The 21,730-nt window shown below is 70.2% G+C and carries 20 protein-coding genes; 9 read left to right on the top strand and 11 right to left on the bottom strand.

Annotation, left to right across the window (positions count from 1 at the left end):
• Window positions 1-26 precede the first annotated feature (26 nt).
• Genes sdhA through sdhC form a run of 3 tightly spaced genes read right to left on the bottom strand, consistent with a single transcriptional unit; the run spans window position 27 to window position 2,634 of the window.
• Window positions 27-1,814, bottom strand: coding sequence for a succinate dehydrogenase flavoprotein subunit (gene sdhA / locus GGQ61_RS07480; RefSeq protein WP_183771183.1), 1,788 nt, complete (start codon window positions 1,812-1,814; stop codon window positions 27-29).
• The gene (gene sdhD / locus GGQ61_RS07475; RefSeq protein ID WP_183771181.1) at window positions 1,814-2,212 is read right to left on the bottom strand and encodes a succinate dehydrogenase, hydrophobic membrane anchor protein; all 399 of its coding nucleotides are present in this window, start codon (window positions 2,210-2,212) and stop codon (window positions 1,814-1,816) included. Before sdhD ends, sdhA begins: the two co-directional genes overlap by 1 nt.
• Window positions 2,212-2,634 carry a succinate dehydrogenase, cytochrome b556 subunit gene (gene sdhC, locus GGQ61_RS07470; protein ID WP_183771179.1) on the bottom strand — a complete coding sequence of 141 codons (423 nt, stop codon included), beginning with the start codon at window positions 2,632-2,634 and terminating at the stop codon, window positions 2,212-2,214. Before sdhC ends, sdhD begins: the two co-directional genes overlap by 1 nt.
• A 188-nt stretch (window positions 2,635-2,822) precedes the next feature.
• Between sdhC and GGQ61_RS07465 the strand changes: the two genes are divergently transcribed.
• The gene (locus tag GGQ61_RS07465) at window positions 2,823-3,707 is read left to right on the top strand and encodes a LysR family transcriptional regulator (protein ID WP_183771177.1); all 885 of its coding nucleotides are present in this window, start codon (window positions 2,823-2,825) and stop codon (window positions 3,705-3,707) included.
• Here the strand turns inward: GGQ61_RS07465 and zapE are convergent.
• Window positions 3,704-4,822 (bottom strand): cell division protein ZapE, encoded by a 1,119-nt coding sequence (gene zapE, locus GGQ61_RS07460; RefSeq protein ID WP_183771175.1) that lies wholly within the window; start codon window positions 4,820-4,822, stop codon window positions 3,704-3,706. The two genes, GGQ61_RS07465 and zapE, sit on opposite strands and share 4 nt — an antisense overlap.
• Before the next feature lie 96 nt (window positions 4,823-4,918).
• Here zapE and GGQ61_RS07455 point away from each other — a divergent pair, with 96 nt between their 5' ends.
• Entirely contained in the window at window positions 4,919-5,134 is a 216-nt protein-coding gene (locus GGQ61_RS07455) for a hypothetical protein (RefSeq protein WP_183771173.1), read from the top strand.
• On the opposite strand, the gene GGQ61_RS07450 is transcribed toward GGQ61_RS07455, so the two are convergent.
• A complete protein-coding gene (locus GGQ61_RS07450; RefSeq protein WP_183771171.1) occupies window positions 5,131-5,772 on the bottom strand; it encodes a hypothetical protein in 642 nt (213 codons plus the stop codon). The genes GGQ61_RS07455 and GGQ61_RS07450 overlap by 4 nt on opposite strands.
• Window positions 5,773-5,809: 37 nt before the next feature.
• A complete protein-coding gene (locus GGQ61_RS07445) occupies window positions 5,810-7,321 on the bottom strand; it encodes a CoA-acylating methylmalonate-semialdehyde dehydrogenase (RefSeq protein ID WP_183771169.1) in 1,512 nt (503 codons plus the stop codon).
• A gap of 117 nt (window positions 7,322-7,438) precedes the next feature.
• Here GGQ61_RS07445 and GGQ61_RS07440 point away from each other — a divergent pair, with 117 nt between their 5' ends.
• From GGQ61_RS07440 to trxA, 7 genes are all read left to right on the top strand, one after another.
• Window positions 7,439-8,314, top strand: coding sequence for a GNAT family N-acetyltransferase (locus GGQ61_RS07440; RefSeq protein WP_183771167.1), 876 nt, complete (start codon window positions 7,439-7,441; stop codon window positions 8,312-8,314).
• On the top strand, window positions 8,311-8,793 hold the full coding sequence (gene tsaE / locus GGQ61_RS07435) for a tRNA (adenosine(37)-N6)-threonylcarbamoyltransferase complex ATPase subunit type 1 TsaE (protein ID WP_183771165.1): 483 nt from the start codon (window positions 8,311-8,313) through the stop codon (window positions 8,791-8,793). Before GGQ61_RS07440 ends, tsaE begins: the two co-directional genes overlap by 4 nt.
• Window positions 8,777-9,868, top strand: a complete 1,092-nt coding sequence (gene amgK, locus GGQ61_RS07430; protein ID WP_183771163.1) for an N-acetylmuramate/N-acetylglucosamine kinase AmgK — start codon at window positions 8,777-8,779, stop codon at window positions 9,866-9,868. Before tsaE ends, amgK begins: the two co-directional genes overlap by 17 nt.
• Window positions 9,865-10,575, top strand: a complete 711-nt coding sequence (locus GGQ61_RS07425) for a nucleotidyltransferase family protein (RefSeq protein ID WP_183771161.1) — start codon at window positions 9,865-9,867, stop codon at window positions 10,573-10,575. Before amgK ends, GGQ61_RS07425 begins: the two co-directional genes overlap by 4 nt.
• A 181-nt stretch (window positions 10,576-10,756) precedes the next feature.
• Window positions 10,757-13,744: a double-strand break repair protein AddB gene (addB, locus tag GGQ61_RS07420; RefSeq protein ID WP_183771159.1), complete on the top strand. Its 2,988-nt coding sequence runs from the start codon at window positions 10,757-10,759 to the stop codon at window positions 13,742-13,744.
• The gene (addA, locus tag GGQ61_RS07415; RefSeq protein ID WP_343056073.1) at window positions 13,741-17,211 is read left to right on the top strand and encodes a double-strand break repair helicase AddA; all 3,471 of its coding nucleotides are present in this window, start codon (window positions 13,741-13,743) and stop codon (window positions 17,209-17,211) included. Before addB ends, addA begins: the two co-directional genes overlap by 4 nt.
• 81 nt (window positions 17,212-17,292) lie before the next feature.
• Window positions 17,293-17,616 carry a thioredoxin gene (gene trxA / locus GGQ61_RS07410; protein WP_183771157.1) on the top strand — a complete coding sequence of 108 codons (324 nt, stop codon included), beginning with the start codon at window positions 17,293-17,295 and terminating at the stop codon, window positions 17,614-17,616.
• Window positions 17,617-17,649: 33 nt separating this feature from the next.
• On the opposite strand, the gene GGQ61_RS07405 is transcribed toward trxA, so the two are convergent.
• The 5 genes from GGQ61_RS07405 to GGQ61_RS22450 form a co-directional block, all read right to left on the bottom strand.
• Window positions 17,650-18,333, bottom strand: a complete 684-nt coding sequence (locus GGQ61_RS07405; protein WP_183771156.1) for a spermidine synthase — start codon at window positions 18,331-18,333, stop codon at window positions 17,650-17,652.
• The gene (locus tag GGQ61_RS07400; RefSeq protein WP_183771154.1) at window positions 18,330-19,649 is read right to left on the bottom strand and encodes a bifunctional folylpolyglutamate synthase/dihydrofolate synthase; all 1,320 of its coding nucleotides are present in this window, start codon (window positions 19,647-19,649) and stop codon (window positions 18,330-18,332) included. Before GGQ61_RS07400 ends, GGQ61_RS07405 begins: the two co-directional genes overlap by 4 nt.
• Window positions 19,650-19,829: 180 nt before the next feature.
• Window positions 19,830-20,759, bottom strand: coding sequence for an acetyl-CoA carboxylase, carboxyltransferase subunit beta (gene accD, locus GGQ61_RS07395; protein ID WP_183771152.1), 930 nt, complete (start codon window positions 20,757-20,759; stop codon window positions 19,830-19,832).
• A gap of 6 nt (window positions 20,760-20,765) precedes the next feature.
• Complete coding sequence (gene trpA / locus GGQ61_RS07390) at window positions 20,766-21,599, bottom strand: tryptophan synthase subunit alpha (protein ID WP_183771150.1); 834 nt, start codon at window positions 21,597-21,599, stop codon at window positions 20,766-20,768.
• Window positions 21,596-21,730, bottom strand: coding sequence for a hypothetical protein (locus GGQ61_RS22450; RefSeq protein WP_281372644.1), 135 nt, complete (start codon window positions 21,728-21,730; stop codon window positions 21,596-21,598). Before GGQ61_RS22450 ends, trpA begins: the two co-directional genes overlap by 4 nt.

The raw sequence follows: 21,730 nt of genomic DNA, 5'->3' as shown, positions 1-21,730 counted from the left end.
GTGTGGAGGGCGATCATCGACAGGACCTAGTAGACCCGCGCCTTCGGCGGGATGTAGGCGATGTCGTTGGTCATCGTGTAGCTGTGCACCGGCCGGTCATCGATGCGCACCTTGCCGGTGGCGTCGTCGAACCAGGTCAGGGTGTGCTTCATCCAGTCCTGGTCGTTGCGGTCCGGATAATCCTCGTGCGCGTGAGCGCCGCGGCTTTCGGTGCGGTTGTGCGCGCCGACCACGGTCACCGTCGCCTGACCGATCAGGTTGTCCAGCTCCAGAGTCTCGAGGAGGTCGGTGTTCCAGATCAGGCCTCGGTCGGTGACCTTCAGGTCCGGACGCTTGGCGTGCACGGCTTCCAGGCGCCTGACGCCCGAGGCCAGGGCCTCGGTGGTGCGGAACACCGCGGCGTCCTCCTGCATCGCCTGCTGCATCTCCAGCCGCAGGTGCGCTGTCGAGGTGCCGCCGTTCGCGTTGCGCAGCTTGTCAAAGCGGGCCAGGTGGCCGTCGGTCATCGAGGCCTTCAGCTCCGGCTGGGTCGCCCCGGCCTTGATCGTGTCGGCGCAGCGCAGCGCGGCCGAGCGGCCGAACACCACTAGGTCGATCAGCGAGTTGGAGCCCAGGCGGTTGGCGCCGTGCACCGACACGCAAGCCGCTTCGCCCACGGCCATCAGACCCGGAACCACCTTGTCGGGGTTGTCGCCCTCGCGGGTCACGACTTCCGAGAAGAAGTTCGTGGGGATGCCGCCCATGTTGTAGTGCACGGTCGGCAGGACCGGGATCGGCTCCTTGGTCACGTCGACGCCGGCGAAGATCTTGGCGCTTTCCGAAATGCCCGGCAGGCGTTCGGCCAGCATCTTCGGATCCAGGTGATCGAGGTGCAGGAAGATGTGGTCCTTCTTCGGACCCACGCCGCGGCCTTCACGGATTTCGATGGTCATGGCGCGGCTGACCATGTCGCGCGGGGCAAGGTCCTTCACGGACGGCGCATAGCGCTCCATGAAGCGCTCGCCTTCGGAGTTGGTCAGGTAGCCGCCTTCGCCGCGGGCGCCCTCGGTGATCAGGCAGCCGGCGCCGTAGATGCCGGTCGGGTGGAACTGCACGAACTCCATGTCCTGCAGCGGCAGGCCGGCGCGCAGGGCCATCCCGCCGCCGTCGCCGGTGCAGGTGTGGGCGCTGGTGGCCGAGAAGTAGGCGCGGCCGTAGCCGCCGGTGGCCAGGATCACCTGCTGGGCCTGGAAGCGGTGCAGGGTGCCGTCGTCGAGCTTCCACGCGGTCACGCCGCGGCAGACGCCTTCGTCCATGATCAGGTCGAGGGCGAAGTACTCGATGAAGAACTCGGTGTCGTGGGCCAGGCTCTGGCCATACATCGTGTGCAGCATGGCGTGGCCGGTGCGGTCGGCCGCCGCGCAGGTGCGCTGGATCGGAGCCTCGCCGAAGTTCTTGGTCATGCCGCCGAAGGCGCGCTGGTAGATCTTGCCCTCAGGCGTGCGCGAGAACGGCACGCCCCAGTGCTCCAGCTCGTAGACCGCGGCCGGCGCGTTGCGGCAGAGGTATTCGATGGCGTCCTGGTCGCCCAGCCAGTCCGACCCCTTCACGGTGTCGTACATGTGCCAGCGCCAGTCGTCCTGGCCCATATTGCCGAGGCTGGCCGAGATGCCGCCCTGCGCCGCCACCGTGTGCGAGCGGGTCGGGAACACCTTGGTGATGCAGGCGGTCTTCAGGCCCGCCTGGGCGCAGCCGAGCGCCGCGCGCAGGCCGGAGCCGCCGGCGCCGACGACGACGACGTCGAACTTGTGGTCGATGAAATTGTACTCGGCCATCAGAAGGCTCCGGAGAAGGCGGCCTTGAGGATCGCGAAGACGCCCAGGGCGCCGGCGAGGACGCAGATAGAATAGTTGAGCAGAAGCAGGACGGCCTTGGTGATGAAGCGGCCGATGTAGTCCTCGATGACCACCTGCATGGCGTTCTTCACGTGCACCAGCGTGCAGACCAGCAGCACGGCCAGCAGCACGGCGTTGACCGGCTTGGAGATCCAGTAGGCGGCCGCGTCATAGCCTTGGCCGGCCAGTTGGATCGCCACCCAGGCGCCCCAGAGGCCGAGCGGCACAAGCATGACGGCGCTGACGTGTTCGACGATGAAGTGGCCCACGCCGTGATGCGCCGAGCCGAGGCCCAGGGCGCGCGAACGCGGGGTGCGAAGGGTCGGACCCGTGTTCATCACAGCACTCCCAGGATGAAGAGGACGGCCCAGAAGGCCAGGGTGGTCGCAACGGCGAAGGCGATGATCGCGATCGAGCCGGCGTTGGCCTCCGGAATCTTGAAGCCCTTGCCCATGTCCCAGAACGCCTGACGCACGTTGTAGGCCAGGTTGAAGAACAGCATGAACGACAGGGCGAACAGGACCAGCAGCCCGAGCGGCGAGCCGAGCACGCCGGTATAGGCGTCATAGCTCTGGGGCCCGCCGGCGAGGGCCAGCAGCCAGCCCGCCAGCAGCAGGGCCGACAGGTAGAGCCCGAAGATGCTCGCCCGATGGAAGATCGAGGTCGCCATGGTGATGTGCCAGCGCCAGAGCAGCGGCGAGCCGAGGCCCCCCGTCATCAGGTGCGGTGAGAGCGGGCGTGGGCGAGGTGCGTCGGACATGACGGGTCGTAGTTCCTGAATAGGAAGAGGCGGCTCCGCTTTTAAGCCGCGGCCTTCGAGTGTCAACGAAGGCGCAGTCCCGCTCTTTACAGAGCAGCGACCTCCCCTTCGCCAAAGCCGAAGTTTCCGAGCTTTTTCTTTTGGTGCAATGCGTCTTTCCCGTATGCATCCTTCGCGGGAGACGAAGGATGCGCTTTGACCTGGTCGATTTGAGGCTGTTCTGCGAAGTGGCTGACGCCGGATCCATCACTCGTGGGGCCGAACGTTGCGCCCTGGCGCTGGCCGCCGCCTCCACGCGCATCCGCAATATGGAGGACGCGCTCGGCGCGCCGTTGCTGGAGCGATCGCGACAAGGGGTTACGCCGACGCCGGCCGGCCGCATCCTGATCAAGCACGCCCGCACGATCCTGGCTCAGACGGCGCGGTTGCGCGAAGACCTCGGCGCCTATGCCGGCGGCCTGTCGGGCGAAGTCCGGCTGCTCGCCAACACCAACGCCCTGACCGAGTTCATCCCCGAAGCTCTGAGCCGCTTCCTGGCCGAGCACCCGCACGTCAGCATCAATCTGGAGGAACGGCTCTCCGACGAGATCGTCGGCCTGGTCGCGGAGGGCGTCGGCGACATCGGCATCGTGGCGGGCACCGTCGACATGGGCAGCCTGGAGACCTTCCCGTTCCGCTCGGACCGCTTCGTGGTGGTGACCAGCGCCATCCATCCTCTGGCGCAGCGCCAATCGATGACCTTCGCCGACGTGCTCGGTTGCGACCTGGTCGGGCTCGACCGCGCCTCCTCGCTGCAGCGCTTCCTGTCGGCCAAGGCGGTGCGCGAGGGCCGCCCCCTGCGCCTGCGAGTCCAATTGCGCAGCTTCGATGCGGTCTGCCGGCTGGTGGAGTGCGGCGTCGGGGTCGGCATCGTGCCCGAGACCACCGCCCGGCGCGCGGCGCGCACCATGTCGCTCGGCATCGTCGATCTCACCGACGACTGGGCCCAGCGCGAGCTGACCATCTGCGTGCGCAGCCTGCAGGGCCTGGCGCCCTACGCCCGCGATCTGGTCGAGAGCCTGAAGTCGAGCTAACCGGCGTCCTCGGCCAGCCAGTCCGCCGAGCGCATCTCCTGAAGACGCGAAGCGGTGCGCTCGAACTCGAACGCCCCGTCGCCCTGCGGATAGAGCGTGGTCGGCTCGGCCTGCGCCAGCACGATCAGCTTGGCGTGCGCCTCGTAGAGCGCATCGATGAGGATCACGAACCGCCTCGCCTCCTCGCGCCGGTTCGGCGTCAGCCTCGGCACGTCCTCCAGGAACAGCGTGTGGAAGCGCTCGGCGATGGCGATGTAGTCGTTCGGGCCCAGCGCGACCGAGCATAGGCTGGCGAAGGTCGCCCGAACCATCCCGCCCTGCGCGTGCGGCAGGTGCACCTTGCGGCCCAGCACCTCCAGGGTCTCGCCGACCTCTTCCTCGCCGCCGAGCATGTCCTTCCACAGCGCCTCGAAGCTGCGGGCGTTGTCCGGGTCGTTGGGGCTGAACCAGGTGCCGGCCGCGCGCAGGCGGTCCAGCCGGTAATCGTGCGGCCCGGCGACGCTGACCACCTCGACCTTGCTCTTCAGGAGCTTGATGAACGGCAGGAACAGTTGGCGGTTGATGCCGTCTTTGTAGAGCTGGTCCGGCAGCCGGTTCGAGGTCGCCACCAGAGTCACGCCGCGGGCGAACAGCGCCTCGAACAGCCGGCCCAGGATCATCGCATCGGCGATGTCGGTGACCTGGAACTCATCGAAGCACAGCAGCCGCGCCTGCCCGGCCACCACGTCGGCGACCGGCGGGATCGGGTCGTCGCCCTTGTGCTGGCCGAACCTGGCCTTGCGGGCGGCCGGGTCGCCCTTGCGCCAGGCGTCGATCAGCCGGTGGATCTCGCCCATGAACACGTGGAAGTGGATACGCCGCTTCTTCTCGACCGGCGCGTGGGCGAAGAACAGGTCCATCAGCATGGACTTGCCGCGCCCCACCGGCCCGATCAGGTAGACGCCCTTTTGGCTCTCGGGCTTCTTGAAGAACGAGGCGAAGCCGCTGGGCTCGGCCCGCGCCAGATCGCCTTCCAGCCGCACCAATGCCGCCAGCGCGGCGGCCTGGGCCGCGTCGGGACGGATCTCGCCCTGCGCCAGGCGGGCGTCGTAGGCGGCTTGCAGGTGCGAGGGCATGGCCTTCGCCTAGCCCGTCGCAGCCCGCGCCTCAAGCACGGAACGGCCCGGCCCCTGAGCGGTTGATCTAGTCGCACCCACGATGAGGAGCCTGCCATGGCCGGAAAGACCCGCGACGCCACGCCCGAGCCCGCCATCGACGACGAGACCGGTCCGCAACTCGAACTCGGCGCGGTCGACGAGCTCGAGGACGAGGCCAGCCGCCAGAGCTTCGGACGTCGCGCCAGCGGCCATCCCGCCGACCGCGAGCACGGCATGAAGACCCGCGTGCGCAGCAAGCAGATCGTCAGCGGCCGCCCCTACGCCAGCTAGCTGGCCAGGCCCAGTTCCTTGCGCACGAAGCGGTAGGTCTCGCGCCGTTCGCAGGCGCAGGCCCGCATCTTGCCGTCCTTGGTCCACCAGACCAGGGTCGGATAGGCGAACTTCACGCCATTGGCCTTGAGCAGCGGCTGCAGGTCGTCCACCAGCTTGCGGCCGGCCTCGACCACCGCGGTCCGGGCCATGTCGCCGTCGGCCGGGGGAATCCCCTCCGCGGTCCAGGCCTCCGCCGGGGTGTCCTCCCAGCGCTCCATCAGCGGCCAGGAGCGTCCGAGCCACAGCTCGGCCACCGTCGCCCGCTCGGCCGGGGTGGACTTGGAAACGCCGTTGACGTCGCGCCGCGCGATCTCGATCACCCGGGTGTCGACGCCCGCCGCCTGCAGCGCCGGAAACTCCTCGGCCTTGAAGCGCACGCAGTCGGGGCAGGTGCGGAACGAGATCATGTAGAGCTTCGGCCCGGTCTTGCCCGGCGACACCCAGCCCGAGGTCTCCAGGATCCTGGCGATCTCGTCCTGGTGCTTGGTGATCGTGTGCGGCCGCCAGCGCAGGTCGTAGTTCCACCACGCAAAGCCGCCGGCCCCCGCCAGGGCGAGGACCAGGACAAGGATCGCCCAGAGCTGGAACCGCTTCATCGAACCTCCGCCGCAAAGTCGCGGCAGAGTAGTTCCATCACCGCATGGTGGGAATGACGAACGCGCTGTCCTCGGTCATGCCCTCCGGCCAGCGGGCGGTGATGGTCTTGATCTTGGTGTAGAATTTCACGCCCTCGACGCCGTGCTGGTTCACGTCGCCGAACGCGCTGCGCTTCCAGCCGCCGAAGGTGTGATAGGCCACCGGCACCGGGATCGGCACGTTGATCCCGACCATGCCGACATTGACGCGGGCGGCGAACTCGCGCGCGGCGCGGCCGTTGCGAGTAAAGATCGCCACCCCGTTGCCGTATTGGTGCTGACTGGGCAGGGCCAGCGCCTCCTCGAAGCTCTCGGCGCGGACGATCTGCAGCACCGGGCCGAAGATCTCCTCCTGATAGGTCTTCATCGTCGGCCTCACCTGATCGAACAGGCTCGGGCCGATGAAGAAGCCCTTCTCGAAGCCCTGCAGCGCGAAGCCCCGGCCGTCGACCACCAGCTCGGCGCCCTCGTCGACCCCGATCTGGATGTAGTCGGCGATCTTCTTCCGATGGGCGGCGCTGACCACCGGGCCGTACTGGGCCGAGGCGTCCGTCGAAACGCCCACCTTCAAGGTCTCGATCTCAGCCAACAGCCGTTCGCGGATCGCGTCGGCGGTCTTGGCCCCCACCGGCACCACCACCGGCAGCGCCATGCAGCGCTCGCCGGCCGAGCCGTAGGCCGCGCCGACCAGGTCCTTGACCGTCTGGTCCAGGTCGGCGTCCGGCATGACGATGCCGTGGTTCTTGGCCCCGCCCATCGCCTGCACGCGCTTCCCGTGCGCCGTGCCGGTCGAATAGACGTAGGAGGCGATGTCGGACGAGCCGACGAAGCTGACCGCCGCGATCGCCGGATGGGTCAGGATCGCGTCGACCGCGACCTTGTCGCCGTGCACCACGTTCAGCACGCCAGCCAGGTCCATGCCCAGGTTCGCCCCGGCCTCCATGAACAGCTGCGCCAGCCGCACCGGAACGCTCGGGTCCTTCTCGGACGGCTTCAGGACGAAGGTGTTGCCCACCGCCACGGCGATGCCGAACATCCACATCGGGATCATGGCCGGGAAGTTGAACGGGGTGATCCCCGCCGCCACGCCCAGCGGCTGGCGCATCGAATAGACGTCGATGCCGGGTCCCGCGCCCTCGGTGTATTCGCCCTTCAGCACATGCGGGATGCCGCAGGCGAACTCGATCACCTCCAGCCCGCGCTGGATGTCGCCCTTGGAGTCGGCGATCACCTTGCCGTGCTCGGACGACAGCAGGCCGGCAAGCTCGTCCATCCGCGCCTCGACCAGGCGCTTGAACTCGAACATCACCCGTGCGCGGCGCTGCGGATTGGTCGCCGCCCAGGCCGGCTGGGCCTTCAGCGCGGCCTGCACCGCGACGTCGACCTCGGCGGCGGTCGCGAGGGCGACTTTTGCCTGCACCTCGCCGGTGTTGGGGTCGAAAACCTCGCCGAACCGCCCGGACACGCCAGGCTGGGCCGCACCGGAGATGAAGTGTTGGATGTCACGCATACCGGCGTTGTATGCCCTCCGTAGGGGCCTGGGTAGACTTCACCCAACGTGAGCCCGCCGGTGTTTTTCGCCCTCCGCTTGCTCCGGCGCGGCGGGCCGTCGCATTCTGCGCGTCCGATGACGAGCCTTTCGCCCACCGCGACCGCCCTGCCCGCGCGCAGCGCCTACCACGACCATATCGTCGACACCCTGATCGCCGAACGGGCGCCGCGGCTGTCGGGCGGCCCCCTGTGGCCGCTGCTCCGCCCCGCGCTCTACAGGATCCTCGACTACCGCAAGGCTCGGGCCATGGCCGACGCCATCGCCCCGATGCCCGGCCGAGCCGCGCTCGACCATGTCTCCGACCTGCTCAGCGTGAAGGTCTCGGCCCGCGGCCTGGAGCATGTCCCGCCCAAGGGCCGCGCGATCTTCATCTGCAACCACCCGACCGGTATCGCCGACGGCGTCGCGGTGTACGACGCGCTCAAGGCCGTGCGCCCCGACATCTGCTTCTACGCCAACTCCGACGCCCACCGCGTCGCCCCGCACTTCGACGAGGTGCTGATCCCGGTCGAGTGGGTCGAGGAAAAGCGCACCCGCGAGCGCACCCGCCTCACCCTGCAGCTGACCCGCGAGGCGATGGAGGCCGAGCGCGCCCTGATGATCTTCCCGGCTGGCCGCCTGGCGCGGCGGGGTCGCGACGGCGTGCTCAGCGATCCCGAATGGATGCCCAGCGCCATTTCGCTCGCCCGCAAGTACCAGGCGCCGGTGATTCCCATGCACCTCGACGGCCCGTCCTCGACCCTGTTCCACTTCTTCAACCGGTTCTCGAACGAGCTGCGCGACATCACTCTCTTCCACGAGCTGCTGAACAAGCGCGGGCAGGAGTTCTCCTTGATCCTCGGACCGCCGGTGGCGCCCGACGCGCTCGATCCCGACGCCGTGGCCGCGACCGAGGCGCTGAAGGCCTATGTCCGCACCCTGCCGCAGCACCCCGAAAGGCCGTTCGCATGATCACTCCGGCCGAAGGCGACTTCCGTCTCGACAACGAGGCCGCCACCGGGCGGCTGGGCGCCGCCATCGCCGCGGAGCTCAAGCCCGGCGAAGCCATCTGCCTGACCGGACCGCTGGGGGCGGGCAAGTCGACCCTGGCCCGCGCCCTGGTCCGCGCCCTGACTACGCCGACCGAAGACGTGCCCAGCCCGACCTTCACCATCGTGCAGTTCTACGAAGGCGCGCGGCTCAAGGTCGCGCACTTCGATCTCTACCGCCTCACCTCGGCCGACGAGGCCTATGAGATCGGCCTGGACGAAGCGCTCGAGGACGGCGCGGCGGTGATCGAATGGCCCGAGCGCCTGGAGGGCCATCTTCCGCCCGACCGACTTGATGTAGAGATCGTCATCGATGAGTCGCCGGACGGCGGGGAGGCGCGGCGCGCGCGGCTGACGCCGGCGGGCGCCTGGGAAGGACGTGGGCTTGAATTCCGATCGTGACGGCCGCAAGGCCGAGTTCCTGAAGGCCGCCGGTCTGGCGGACGCCCGCCGCGAACTGCTGGCCGGCGACGCCTCGACGCGCGCCTATGAGCGCCTGCACCGGACCGACGGCTCGACCGTGATCTTCATGGACCAGCCGCCGGCCGCCGAGAGCGCGGTCTGCCCGCCCGGGGCGACCGAGGCCGAACGCTTGGCCATGGGCTACAACGCCGCCGCCCGCCTGGCCGCGGGCTCGGTCGCCGCCTTCGTCACCACCGCCGCCTGGCTGCGCGACCACGGCCTGTCGGCTCCGCAGATCCTCGCCCACGATGTCGAGGCCGGGCTGGCGGTGCTTGAAGACCTCGGCGACGGCCTGTTCGCCACCCTGATCGCGGACGGCGAGGCCGAGACCCCGCTCTACGAGGCCGCCGTCGACGTCCAGATCCGGCTTCAGGAAACCGCCCCGCCCGACCTGCTCGTCGCCGAGGGCGCGTCCTGGCCGTTGCTGACCTACGACGCCCTGGCGCTGGAGGTCGGGACCGACACCTTCCTCGAATGGTGGCCGCAGTTCGCGAAGACCCCGGCCTTCTCGACCGAGGCGGTCGCCGAGTGGGGCGCCCTCTGGGCCCCGGTGTTCGACCGCGGCGCGGCCGGCGCCAGCGTCTTCACCCACCGCGACTACCACGCCCAGAACCTGCTCTGGCTGCCGCAGCGCGCCGGCGCGGCCCGCGTCGGGCTGCTCGACTTCCAGGACGCCCTGCGCGCCCATCCGGCCTGGGACCTCACCCACCTGCTGCAGGACGCGCGCCGCGACGTCTCGCCGGAACTGGAAGCCGCCATGCTGGACCGCTTCCTGACCGCCCGTCCGGGGCTGGACCGCGAGACCTTCATCCACGACTACCGCGCGCTCGCCGCCTCCAACGCCGCGCGCATCCTCGGCCGCGTCTTCGCCCGCCAGGCCCTGCTCGGACGCCAGCAGTACGAGGCCTTCATGCCCCGCACCTGGCGCTACCTCGAACGCAACCTCACCGACCCGTCGATGGCCGGCCTCAAGGCCTGGTTCGACCGCCACGTACCGGCCGAGGCCCGCCGATGACCCCGATCAAGACCGCCATGGTCCTGGCCGCGGGGCTCGGCACCCGGATGCGGCCGCTGACCGACGATCGGCCCAAGGCGCTGGTGACCGTCGCCGGTAAGGCGCTGATCGACCACGTCCTCGACCGGCTGGTCGCCGCCGGGATCGAACGCGCGGTGGTCAACGTCCACCACTTCGCCGACCAGATGGAAGCCCACCTCGCCGGCCGCCGCGACATCGAGATTCTGATCTCGGACGAGCGCGCCGCCCTGCTCGACTCCGGCGGCGGCATCAAGCACGCCCGCCACCTGCTGGGCGACGATCCGATCCTGATCGCCAATATCGACTCGCTATGGATCGAGGGCGAGACGCCGGCCCTGGAAACGCTCAAGGCGACCTGGAATCCGGAGGCCATGGACCTCTGCCTGCTGCTGGTGCGCCGCGGCCACGGCATCGGTTTCGAGGGGCCGCAGGGCTTCTTCATGGACGAGGCCGGCCGCCTGACCCACTCGGCCAAGCCCGAGCCGCCGACGCCCTACGCCAATGTCGGCTTCCAGATCCTCAAGCCGCAGATCCTCGACGGCGAGCCCGACGGCGCCTTCTCGATCGTGCCGGTCTGGTGGCGCCTCTCCGAACAGGGCCGCCTCCATGGCGCGGTGATGGACGGCTTCTGGATGCACGTCGGAGACCCCGCCGCCCGGGAGGCGACCGAGGCCAAGCTAAGGTGACGGTCGTCGTCAACAGCGACTGTCATCCCGGTTTCGGCTGTAAGCCGAAGACCGGGACCCATGAACACCTGATCGTGCAGGACGCTGCGCGGTCTAAGCCCCACTTGGCCTCTTCGGTGCGAATGGGTCCCGGCCTTCCGCTTCGCTCCAGCCGGGATGACATCTGGGGTTCGAACTCCCCATGACCCTCTTCACCCGCCCAGGTCCCCGCTGGTTCAACATCCCCGCCCACCGGCCCTTCGTGCAGGATCTGGCCGCCGGGCTCTACGACGCCCTGACGCCGCTCGGCCCTGACGCGCTCTCCCAGGCGATCATTCTCACCCCGACCCGGCGCGGCGCGCGGGCCCTGGCCGACGCCTTCATCGCCGCGGCCGGCGGAAAGGCGGTGCTGCCGCCGCAGATCCGCCCGCTCGGCGACCTCGACGAGGGCGAACCGCCGTTCGAGCCCGGCGACCTCGCCGTCGAGCTGCCGGCGGCCATCGGCTCGCTGCGCCGCCGCTTCGAGCTGACCCGGCTGGTCAAGGCGCACGAGAAGCAGCTGGGCCGCGAACTCGACGCCTCCGCCGCCCTGGAACTGGCCGACGCGCTTGGCGGCTTCCTCGACAGCCTGCAGATCGAGGAGGTGCGCGGCGACGGCCTTGCCGAACTCGTGGGCGCCGACCTCGCCGAACACTGGCGCATCAGCCGGGAGTTCCTGGAGATGGCCCAGGTCGCCTGGCCCGCGCGCCTGGCCGAACTCGGCCTGGTCGACGTCTCCCAGCGCCGCGTGGCGCTGCTGCGCAAGCTGGCGCAGGCCTGGACCGAACGCCCGCCGCAGGGCGTGCTGATCGCCGCCGGCTCCACCGGCACCGCTCCGGCCACCGCCGACCTGCTGGCCGTGGTCGCCGCCGCGCCGCAGGGCGCGGTGGTCCTGCCCGGCCTCGACGACAGCCTGGCCGAAAGCGCTTGGGTCGAGGTCGGCGAACAGCATCCGCAGGGCGCCATGCGCCGTCTGCTGCACCGGGCCGGGGTCGGGCGCCGCGACGTCATGGAGTGGCCGGCCTCCTTCACCCTCGACGCCCGCGGCCGCTGGCGCCGCCGGGTCATCAACGAGGCCCTGCGCCCGGCCGAGCGCACCGCCGACTGGCTGTCGGTGATCGAGAGCTTGCGCCGCGAGGGCGACAAGGAAGGCGTCGACGCTATCGTCGAAGGTCTGTCAGGCCTCTCCGTCGTCACCGCCCGCGCCGAGGAGGAGGCCGCCACCGCGGCCGCCCTGCTGCTGCGCGAGGCGCTCGAGACACCGGGCCGCACCGCCGCCCTCGTCGCCCCGGACCAGGCCCTGGCCCGCCGCGTCGCCGCCAAGCTGGCCCGCTGGGGCGTGGCCGCCGACTCCTCGGCCGGCCTCTCGCTGTCGGGCTGTCCCGGCGGCGTGCTGGCCGGCCTGGTCGCCAAGGCCGCCCTCGACCCGCTCGATCCGATCACGCTGTTGGCGATCCTCAAGCATCCGCTAGTCCGCCTCGGCCTTGATCCCGAATATCTGATCGAGGCCCGCGCGGCGCTGGAGCGCGAGGGGCTGCGCGGCCCGCGCTCCACGACTTGGCCGGCGCTGGAGGCGCGGCTCGGCAACTCCGAGATTGCGCTGGCCCTCGCCCGCACGCTGCAAGCCGCGCTCGCCCGCCTGCTGATCGATGCGCCCGACCAGTCGCCGGCCGACGCCGCGCGCCGGCTGACCGAAACGCTCGAAGCCCTCGCCGCCGATCCGCTCGGCGACACCGGCCAGCTCTGGGCCGACCACGGCGGCGAGGCGCTCGCGCGACTGCTGGCCGGGCTGATCGACGAGTCCGAGGGCCTGCCGCATGTCACCGCGCGCGGCTTCGCCGACCTGCTCTCGCGGCTGATGGCCGGCGAAAGCGTACGAACCGGCGGCTCGACCCATCCGCGCCTGCGCATCCTCGGCGCCATCGAGGCGCGCCTGACCCGCGCTGACCGCCTGGTGGTCGCCGGCCTTGAGGAAGGCGTGTGGCCGCAGGGCGCGCCGCTCGACCCGTTCCTCTCGCGGCCGATGCGTGAGCGCCTGGGCCTGCCGCCGCCCGAGCGCCGCGTCGGTCTCGCCGCCCACGACTTCGCCCAGGCCGCCTGCGCGCCCGAAGTGATCCTGCTGCATTCCGAGCGCCGCGAGGGCGCGCCCGCCGTGAAGTCACGCTGGCTGTGGCGGCTGGAAACCCTGGCCCGCGGCGCCGGCGTCCTGCTGCCCGGCCGTGCCGACGTCCTCGACTGGGCCCGCGCCCTCGACGCCGCTCAGAAATACGAGCCGGCGAAACGCCCGGCCCCCTCGCCGCCGATCGAGGACCGCCCCCGCAAGATGGCGGTCACCCGCATCGAGGCCCTGACTCGCGATCCCTACGGCGTCTGGGCCCGCGACATCCTCAAGCTCTTCCCCCTCGACCGCCCTGACGAGGCGGTCGAGGCGCGCGCCCGCGGCACCGCCATCCACGCCGCCTTCGAACGGTTCGCCACCGACTATCCGCGCGAGCTTCCGCCCGACGCCGCCGCGATCTTCGAGGCGATGTACGTCGCCGAGCTCGAGGCCGCCGGCATGCCGCATGAAGCTCTGGCGCGCGAGGCCGCCCTGGCGCGCGAAGCCGCGCTCTGGGTCGCCGACCTCGAAGCCCGCCGGCGCGCCGACGGCCGCGCCATCCACGTCGAAAAGGCCGGCGAGCGCACGATCCAGGCCCTGGCCGGTCCGTTCACCGTCACCGCCAAGGCTGACCGCATAGAGCTCGACGCTCACGGCTACGGTCACATCCTCGACTACAAGACCGGCAAGGCGCCGTCGAAGAAGGTCGTCGAGACCGGCTTCTCGCCGCAGCTCACCCTCACCGCCGCCATCCTGGCCGGCGGCGGCTTCCCCGACATCGGCCGCGCCGAGCCCGGCGAGCTGACCTATCTGGAGGTCACTGGCCGCAAGCCCGCCGGCCGCGAGGAGGTCCGCGCCGCCGCCGGCGAGGAAAGCGCAGACGCCGCGGCCCGCGCCCTGGAGGGCCTGGCCAAGCTGATCGACCAGTTCGACCGCGGCCGCCCCTACGCCTCGCGCGTAGCCCCGCAGTTCGTGAAGCTCCACATGAGCGACTACGATCATCTGGCCCGCGTCTTCGAGTGGTCGACCAGCGGCGAGGAGGACGGCGAGTGAACGCGATCATCACCGACGGCGACCCGCAGCGACTGGCCGCCGATCCCGCCATCTCGGCCTTCGTCACCGCCAACGCCGGATCGGGCAAGACCAAGACCCTGATCGACCGGGTGGCCCGCCTGCTGCTCGCGGGCGCGAAGCCCGAGACCATCCTCTGCGTGACCTACACCAAGGCCGCCGCCGCCGAGATGCAGCGCCGGCTCTACCATCTGCTGGGCGGGTGGTCGGTCTATGACGACGACAGCCTCCGCGCCGAACTGGCCAAGCTCGAAGGCCGCGCGCCCCAGGCCTACGACGCGCGCAGCCTCTCCAAGGCCCGCGCCCTGTTCGCCAGCGCCCTGGAGACGCCGGGCGGGCTGAAGATACAGACCATCCACGCCTTCTGCGAAAAGCTGCTGCGGCGCTTCCCACTGGAGGCCGGCGTCTCGCCCGGCTTCCGGGTCATGGACGACAGCGCGAGCGCCGCCGTCGCCGACGCCGCGCGAAAGGCCGTCGCCCGTCACGCCCTGCGCGGCGAGGGCGCCGTCGCCCAGGCCTATGCCCGCTTTTCGGTCGCCCTCGACTTCCAGAGCTTCCAGGGCATGTTCGCCAGCTTCGAAAGCCAGCGCGGCGCGCTCGGCGCCTATTTCGACCGTCACGGCGGCCTGGAAGGCGCTGTCGCGGACGTCTGGCAAGTCTGCGGCTTCGACGCTCCGACCGATCCCGACGAGGTCGAGTCCCAGGCCATGGGGCAGATGAACCGCTCGGCCTGGCGCGACTGCGTCGAGGTGCTGGCCCAGGGCGGCGTTGCTCGTCGGAAGGATGCGAACCTGCTGCTCGCAGCACTCCAACCCGAAGCCGGGTTGGATGCCTGCCTTGCAGCGCTGTTTACGGATAAGGGGACGGGCAAGCCGACAGCGTGGGTAGCGACAACCGGTGATCTCAAGGTCCGCGAGGATCTGCGCTTCTTCCTGCTCGCCGAACAAGACCGCCTGGAGGTCGCCCGCGAACGCCGCCGCGCAGCCCGGGTCGCCCAAGACACCCACGGCGCGCTGATCCTGGCCAGCGCCTACCTCGCCGCCTACGCCATCGAGAAGGCCGCCTCCGGCGCGCTGGACTTCACCGATCTCATTGAAAAAACACGCGATCTCGTCGCCTCGCGGCCCATGGCGGCCTGGGTGCTCTACAAGCTCGACGGCGGGGTTGATCATGTCCTCGTTGACGAAGCCCAGGACACCGCTCCCGAGCAGTGGGAGATCGTCCGCGCCCTGACCGAGGAGTTCTTCTCCGGCTCCGGCCAGCCCACCGAACGCCTGCTCGACCGCAACATGTTCGTCGTCGGCGACGAGAAGCAGTCGATCTACTCCTTCCAGGGCGCGCGGCCCGAGCTGCTGATCCAGGAGTTCGAATTCCACCGCGAGCGCGCCACCGGCGCCGGCTACCGCTTCGAGCGCGTCGACCTGCTGACCTCCTGGCGCTCGACGCCCCAGGTGCTGCGTTTCGTCGACGCCGCCTTCTCCCCGCCGGAGCTGGCCGCCGCCATCCTGCCCCGCGTCGAAGCCGAGGCCATCGTCCATCGGGCGGTGCGCTCGGACGCCGGCTGCGTAGACCTCTGGCCGCTGGAGCGCGAGGAGAAGGGCGACGTCCGCGACGCCTGGGACGCGCCGCTCGACGAAGAAGGCCAGGCCAGCGCCAACAAACGCCTGGCCGAGAAGATCGCCGGTGAGATCGCCGCCCTGATCGAGCGCGGGGACGCCGTGCTCGACAAGGACAGCCGCCAGCCCCGCCCGGCCACCGCCGGCGACGTGCTGATCCTGGTCCGCCGCCGCAGGGCGCTGTTCGAGGAGATCCTGCGCGCGCTCAAGCACCGCAAGATCCCCGTGGCCGGCGCCGACCGGCTGGCGCTCAGCGAGCACATCGTCTTCGACGACCTGCTGGCCCTCGCGCGCTTCGCCCAGTTCCCGGCCGACGAACTGACCCTGGCCGCCCTGCTGCGCAGCCCGTTCTGCGACCTCTCCGACGACAGCCTCTATGCCCTGGCGCACGGCCGCGGCCGCGAGAACCTGGCCGCGCTGCTGCGCCGGCGGCGAGAGGAGACATCAGCGTGGGGCGCGGCGGCCGACCTGGTCGAATGGCTGGGCGCCAACCGCGCCGCACGGCCCTTCGAGTTCTACTCGCGGCTGCTGGCTCTGCGGGATGCCGACGGCCGCTCGATGCGCCGGCGACTGATGGAACGCCTGGGCGCCGAGGCCGAGGACGCCCTCGACGAATTCCTCGCCCAAGTCTTGGCCGCCGAGGGCCGCGGGGTCGAGGACCTCGAAAGCCTGGCCGCCGCCCTCGCCAGCCTCGACATCACCGTTAAACGCGAGATGGAGGCGGGACGCGACGAGGTGCGGGTGATGACCGCCCACGGCGCCAAGGGCCTGGAGGCGCCGATCGTCTTCCTGCCGGAAACCACGCTAGGCCGCACCGCGCGCGGCTCGCCGCTGATGCGGACCCAGGAAGGCGGCTTCCTCTGGAGCACGTCCAAGGGGACCGACTGCGCCGCGTCGCTGGAGGCCCGCGAATGGCGCGCCCGCAAGGACGAGGAAGAGGCCGCGCGCCTGCTCTACGTCGCCCTGACCCGCGCCCGCGACCGGCTGGTGCTGTGCGGCCGGGTCTCGGCCACCGCCAAGGAAGAGAACATCAAGGGCTGGTGGGGTGCGGCCGTCGCCGCCTTCGACCATGCCGATGTCGGCGGCGAGAAGCGCACCATCGTCGGCGGCGGCCGCGAGTTCGTGCGCTTCGGCCCCGATCCGGTCGCTCTGGGCCGCGCCCAGGCCCAGGCCGAAACGACCGCGCCGCTGCCGACCTGGGCGCAGATCGCCCCGCCGGCCGAGGCCTTCGCCCGCTACGCCTCTCCGTCCCAACTGGGCGAGGACGTGGCCACGCCCGCCACCTCGCCATTGATCCGCAGCGATGGTCTCGGCCGCTTCCGGCGCGGAGACCTCATTCACCGCCTGCTGCAGATCTTGCCCGATCTCCCGCCCGCGGAGCGCGAGTCCGCCGCCGCGCGCATCCTCTCGCGCGAACTTGATCTGTCGCCTGAGCAGCGAGCCGAGATGACCGCCGCGGCCCTGGGCGTGCTGACCGACGCCCGTTTCGCCGAGGTGTTCGGCCCCGGCAGCCGCGCTGAAGTCTCGGTCGCCGGAACCGCGCGCGGCCTGCCGCCAGGCCTGGCGATTTCCGGCCGCATCGACCGACTGGTGGTGCTGCAAGACCGTGTCCTGGTGGCGGATTTCAAGACCAACCGCCCCTCGCCCGAACGCATTGAGGACGCCGATCACGCCTATCTGCGGCAGATGGCGATCTACGCCGCGGTGTTGGAGGACATCTTCGAAGGCCGGCGCATCGAGGCGGCTCTGGTCTGGACCGATGGTCCGAAGCTGATGGCGGTTCCAGAAAACCTGTGGCGGCAGACCCTTGCCGACCTCCATCGTGAAGGTTGATACCAGAGCCATGCCCGCCTACATCGGCGGATCGAGAGCCGCAGCCACGCGTTCTTCCGGCTGGGCTATAAGGAGCTTTTCATGAGCACCGTGACGGTCACGGACGAATCCTTCGACAAGGACGTCCTGCAGGCTTCCAAGCCTGTGCTGGTGGACTTTTGGGCCGAGTGGTGCGGCCCCTGTAAGCAAATCGCTCCGGCCCTGGAGCAGATCGCCGCCGAGCTCGGCGAGCAGGTCACCGTGGCCAAGCTGAACATCGAAGACAGCCCGACCACTCCCTCGCGCTACGGCGTACGCGGCATCCCGACGATGATGCTGTTCAAGGGCGGCCAGATGGCCTCGATGAAGGTCGGCGCCATGCCCAAGCAGAAGATCGTCGAGTGGCTTAACGAGGCCGGCATCTAAGCTTACGCGGCGCAGCCGGGCCTTCCGGCTGCGTCAGCCTTTCGCGGGCGCCGTCGCCATCCAGATGACGTGCCGCGCGCCGCGCTTGCCACCCGTGGCGCGCACCCCTACTTCCTCTACATCGTAGCCCGCCTTGCGCAGACGCTTGGTGAAGCGCTCGTCGCGGGCTGACGACCAGACGGCCAGGATTCCGCCCGGCCGAAGGGCGCGACGCGCCGCGGCCAGGCCGCTGTCGCTGTACAGCCTGTCGTTCTCCGCCCGGCTCAGACCCTCCGGCCCATTGTCGACATCCAGCAGGATGGCGTCGTAGCTCTCGCGGCCCGCGCGGATCAGGTCGCCCACGTCTCCTAGCGCGATCGTCACGCGCGGATCCTTCAGGCATTCGCCCGACATATGGGCCATCGGTCCGCGCGCCCAGTCGATGATCTCGGGCACCAGTTCGCCGACCGTGACCTGCGCCGACGGGCCCAGGTTCTCCAGGGCAGCGCGCAGGGTAAAGCCCATGCCGAAGCCGCCGATCAGGAAGTGCGGCCTTGGCCGAGCCTTGAGGCGCTCGCAGGGCAGGGTGGCCAGGGCCTTCTCCGATCCGCTGAGTCGGCTGCTCATCAGTTCGATGGCCCCCGACATGATCGAAAACTCGGTCCCGCGCTGCATGAGCCGCAGTTCGCCGCCGTCGCCCGGCACGACTGCGGTTCCCAGGTGAACCCAGGGGATCATGTCGGCCAGGTCTCGGGGCTCATGGCCAGCACCTCGCCGGCGAAGTGCAGTCCGCCGCAGATCAGGATGTGCGGCGCAGGTCCCGGCATGGCCAGGGCGCGGCGCACGCCTTCCGTCACGTCGGCGACCTCCTCCACCGCCAGGCCGGCCTGGGCGGCGGCGGCGGCCAGTTCGTCGGCCGGCGCCGCATTGGGCGAATCGAAGGTGGTGGCGAACACGGTCGGCTTGAGATCGGCAAAGGGCTGGAAGAAGCCCAGGGCGTCCTTGCGGGCGAACATCGCGGCGACCAGCACCAGCGGCCGCGGATCGCGCGCCGTCAGCCGCCCGGCCGCCTCGGCCAGGGCCCGGCCGGCGTGAGGATTGTGCCCGCCGTCCAGCCACAGGTCAGAACCACGCTCGGCGGCCAGATGCGCCATCGGCCCTTTGGTCAGCCGCTGGAATCTGGCCGGCCAGACGGCGCTGGAGACGCCCTTGGCCAGCGCCGCCTCGTCGATGCGCGGATCGCCCAGCGCCAGCGCCGCGGCCACGGCCAGGCCGGCGTTGGCGAACTGGTAGCCGCCGAACAGGCTGGGCGCCGGCAGGTCGTAGAGCTGGTCGGGCATCTGCACGAGCAGCCGGCCGCGCTCTTCCCAGGCGTCGAAATCGCGGCCCATGAGGGTGACCGGCGCGTCCAGCTTCTCGGCCTCCTCCAGGATGACGGCCTCGCCCTCCTCCATCTGCCGGGCGACCACGACCGGGCGGCCGCGTTTGATGATCCCGGCCTTCTCCCAGGCAATCTTGGAAAGCTCCGGCCCCAGCATCTCCAGGTGATCGTAGTCGACCGGGGTGATGACGCTGACGGCGGGGGCGTCGAAAATGTTGGTGGCGTCGAACCGACCGCCCAGCCCCACCTCGACGATGCAGAGGTCGGCCGGCGTCTCGGCGAAGGCCTGGATCGCGAGCACGGTGGTGATCTCGAAGAAGCTGATCGGCTCCCCGGCGTTGGCCGTCTCGAGCTTGTCGATCAGCTCGCTCATCCGCGCGTCGCTGATCAGCTCGCCCGCCACTCGGATCCGCTCGGCGAACCGCACCAGGTGCGGCGAGGTGATGACATGGACCTTCAGGCCGGCCGCCTCGGCGATCGCCCGCAGGTAGGAGACGGTCGAGCCCTTGCCGTTGGTGCCCGCGACATGGATCACCGGCGGCAGCCTGCGCTCCGGATGGCCCAGCGCCGCCAGCAGCCGCTCGACGCGGCCGGTCGTCAGGTCGATCAGCGAGGGATGGTGCGCCCGCAGCCGCAGGATCGCCTCGTCCGAAGCACGGATGGGATCATACATGAGCGGGGTCCTGACCTTTTCCTCCGCCAGCTGTGCGGGAGGGGGACCGCGAAGCGGTGGAGGGGGCGAGCGGCGGATGCTGAGGATGGGGCTTGCCCCCTCCACCACGCTGCGCGTGGTCCCCCTCCCCCGCTTGGCAGGGGAGGAACGAGCGGGGCTCAGGCAATTGCGTGAGAAACCTTAGGCGGCTTTCGAACGGTCGCGCCCCATCATCAGGGTCTTGAGCAGCGAACCCAGCACGGGCCGCATCTCGGCGCGGGTCACCACGCGGTCGATCTGGCCGCGTTCGACCAGGAATTCGGCGCGCTGGAAACCCGGCGGCAGCGTCTCGCGGATGGTCTGCTCGATCACCCGGCGGCCGGCGAAGGCGACCATGGCGTTCGGCTCGGCCAGGTGGATGTCGCCGAGCATCGCGTACGAGGCCGAGACCCCGCCCGTGGTCGGGTCGGTCAGCACCACGATGTAGGGCAGGCCGGCGGCCTTGACCTCGTTGAGCGCCAGGGTGGTGCGGGCCATCTGCATCAGGGCCAGCGTGCCCTCCTGCATGCGCGCGCCGCCGGCGGCGGTGAAGATCACATAGGGCACGCCGCGCTTCACGGCTTCCTGCGCGGCCTTGATGAAGGCCTCGCCGACGCCGACGCTGAGCGAACCGCCCATGAAGCTGAAGTCCTGCACCGAGACGACGCAGGGCACGCCCTCGATGGTTCCGACGCCCGAGCTCATCGCGTCCTGCGCGCCGCTCGCCTTCCGGGCCGCCTTCAGGCGTTCCATGTAGGGCTTGGTGTCGGGGAACTTCAGCGGGTCGTCGACCACGCCCTTCGGCGCTTCCAGCTTCTCGTACTGGCCGTCGTCGAAGGTGTAGCGCAGGCGCTGCTCGGCGCCGATCCGCATGTGGTGGCCGGACGGAGTGACCCACAGGGCCGCCTCCAGGTCCGAGCGGTAGATCATCTCGCCGGTGTCGGGGCACTTGACCCAGAGGTTCTCCGGGGTCTCGCGCTTGGCCACGAGATTGCGCACGCCGGGCGCGATCCGGGACAGCCAGCCGCGGCGTTCGCGGGGCGCCTGAGGGCCTTTGCCCGGTTTGTCGTTTCGCTGTTCAGCCATCGCCATTGGGTTCTACACCGTGAGGCTTTCGACTCGCGCGGAGCGCACAGCCTTAGCCAAGGATTCTACTTTGGAAAGAACCCGGGCGGTCACAGATTCGTTCATTGCCACGCCTGTTGCGACCTCTTCGACAAGCGCCGAACCGACCACCGCTGCATCCGCCACGCGGGCGATCTCGGCCGCACGCTCGGGCGTCTTGATTCCGAAGCCCACGGCCACCGGCAGGCCCGACGCGGCGCGGATGCGCTCGACGTTCGGGGCCACCGCGGCGGCGTCGGCTTCCTTCACGCCGGTCACCCCGGCGACGGAGACATAGTAGACGAAGCCCGAAGTCCGGCGAATCACCACCGGCAGCCGCTTGTCGTCGCTGGTCGGGGTCGCCAGGCGGATCAGCGACAGCTCGTTCGCGTCCAGGGCGTCGGCCAGCGGATCGGCCTCTTCCGGCGGGATGTCGACGCAGATCACGCCATCGACCCCGGCCGCCGCCGCGTCGCGCGCGAAGGCCGCGTAGCCGTGGTGCACCAGCGGATTGGCGTAGCCCATCATGATGATCGGCGTGGTCTGGTCGCCCTTCCGGAACTGGGCCACCATCTCGAGGGTCTTGTTAAGGGTCTGGCCGTTCGCCAGCGCCCGCTGGGCGGCGCGCTGGATCGGGGGCCCCTCTGCCATCGGGTCGGAGAACGGGAAGCCGACCTCGATGAGGTCCGCGCCGGCGCCGGGCAGCCCCTGCAGAATCTCCAGGCCGGTCGCGTAGTCGGGATCGCCGGCCATCACATAGGCGACGAACGCCGCCCGGTTCTCCGCCTTCAGTTGGGCGAAGCGGGCTTCGATACGGGATTTCGTCATTGGGGCGCCCTGTGCACCGTGGGGGTCGGGTCGAGCTCGACGTTCACTTTGACGACGCCGGTCGCCCAGGCCGCGCCCAGCAGCAGGGCCACGGCGACGACGATCTGCAGCGCGAACCTCAGCCGATCCAT

The sequence above is a fragment of the Phenylobacterium haematophilum genome (assembly GCF_014196295.1).
Lineage (GTDB): Bacteria > Pseudomonadota > Alphaproteobacteria > Caulobacterales > Caulobacteraceae > Phenylobacterium > Phenylobacterium haematophilum.
The sequence above is the reverse complement of the archived record's forward strand: the minus strand, read 5'-3'. Positions and strand labels throughout refer to the sequence as shown.